Origin of the sequence: Eudoraea sp., from assembly GCF_049665975.1 — a bacterium.
Lineage (GTDB): Bacteria > Bacteroidota > Bacteroidia > Flavobacteriales > Flavobacteriaceae > Eudoraea.
On sequence record NZ_JBATGR010000439.1, the window covers coordinates 1 to 1,809 of the forward strand.

Genomic DNA, 1,809 nt, shown 5'->3' on the forward strand with positions numbered 1-1,809 from the left:
ATCACGTAAAAGAGATCGAGTTTTTGTGCCATATTGCTCAACCAGATTATGGCTATATCACTAATTTTGGAAAAGCCCATCTGGAAGGCTTTGGAGGTGTGGAAGGTGTTATTAAAGGTAAAAGTGAACTCTACGATCACCTTATTACCAACAAAAAATTTGCTTTCTTAAATGCAGACGATCTTGTTCAGAAGAAAAAGTTAAGAAATTACGCGAGCAAATTTGGCTTTAGCACTTCAGATCCTAATTATTACAGGATAAATTATTTGGGAGCATATCCTTTTGTAAAGCTGGAAATAGAAAAAACCGAAATTAATACCCAGCTAATAGGGAGTTATAATTTTACTAATTGTTGTGCAGCAGCACTAATAGGGAAATATTTTAATGTTCCATTAGGAGATATTAAAAGTGCTATTGAAGCCTACCTTCCTCAAAACAATCGTTCACAGATTATAGATAAGAAGGAATATCACATTATTCTTGACGCCTATAATGCAAATCCAAATAGTATGGAAGCGGCCCTGAACAATTTTAAGAATTTTCCCGGGAGTGGAAAAATTGTTTTCCTTGGAGATATGTTTGAACTAGGTGAAAAAGCGGATGAGGAACATCAAAAAATTGTTGATCTGGTCACAGGGATGAATTTCGATAATGTGTTTTTGGTAGGGCAGAATTTCAACAAGACGAAGTCAGACTTCGCAAAATTTACAACTTTTGATGACTTATCCAGTTTTCTTAAAAGTAATAAGTTAAAAAAAGGAAATCTCCTGATCAAAGGATCCCGGGGTATGGCCCTGGAAAGAATTCTGGATTATCTTTAAACATGAGGGTAAAAAGTTCGTGTATTCCACCCTCAGATAATTTATTAACTATACATCAGTTCTTTCAATTACTATATGCAAAGAAAAAAGATCAAAAATTGTTAAGCTGGCAATCAATAACCTTTCACTTCCTGAAACCAAAAAAAAACGTCTAAGAAAGTTTTATACTAAAAAAGGGCCATCTCTGGCCCTTTAATTGAATTATACCTAACTAAACTACTTGTTAACGTGCTGTCTTGTTGCAGACCAGTAATCACTTCTGTTGTTTTTTGTGTTGGAAAAGAAGGTAACCCTTGTTGACGCAACTGGTGTCTGATTTTTAAAAGTTCTCATAATTTTTTATTTTATTTTTATCACTATTAGCTATGTTGTAAATATTAATGCTATACTATTCATAATTTATTGTTTATAAATAATTTACAGTACAAATGTACTGTCCAAATCGCCCCCTCACTACAACTAGATTTTCTAATATATATGCTATATTAACCGTTTTTTATCCCTGTTATGACGTAAGGGTTAATATTACACATGTATGAGATAATTTTGTAACCATGGACTGCAATTGGTACTCATCAGATTTTGAAAGAATTTATTGAGAACGGATTACCGTGGACCTATGTCAGAATTCGTGAAGAAGGTCAGGTCTTTTCTGGTAAAGAACAACCAGTCATATATAAAATGTCAACTATGTTGTAAACTAAATATTTTAACTCATTTAAATGTAGATGTTACGATATCTATTTGGGGAGTGTATTGGATTAGCTCGATAAGCTCACTGATCCAAATAAAGTCCGCTGCTGCAAATAGAAAATCGAAACCGGTTTTTACCGGCATTGATATTTTATACATGCCAAACTCAGGAACAAGTTTCCTGTTTAGCAGGTATAAAAAATCCACGCGAACTTGCGTGGATTTTCTGCTTGATGTGGAGTGTATTGGATTCGAACCAACGACCCCCGCCCTGTCAAGGCGGTGCTCTAAACCA

The 1,809-nt window shown here is 34.4% G+C and carries 2 protein-coding genes; one reads left to right on the top strand and one right to left on the bottom strand.

Annotated features, from left to right (window positions below; genetic code table 11):
- A partial coding sequence (locus tag WBN20_RS14365; protein ID WP_424282184.1) for a UDP-N-acetylmuramoyl-tripeptide--D-alanyl-D-alanine ligase occupies positions 1-821 on the top strand: 821 nt, incomplete at its 5' end.
- Between the two features lie 714 nt (positions 822-1,535).
- Here WBN20_RS14365 and WBN20_RS14370 read toward each other — a convergent pair.
- A partial coding sequence (locus tag WBN20_RS14370; RefSeq protein WP_424282185.1) for a hypothetical protein occupies positions 1,536-1,809 on the bottom strand: 274 nt, incomplete at its 5' end.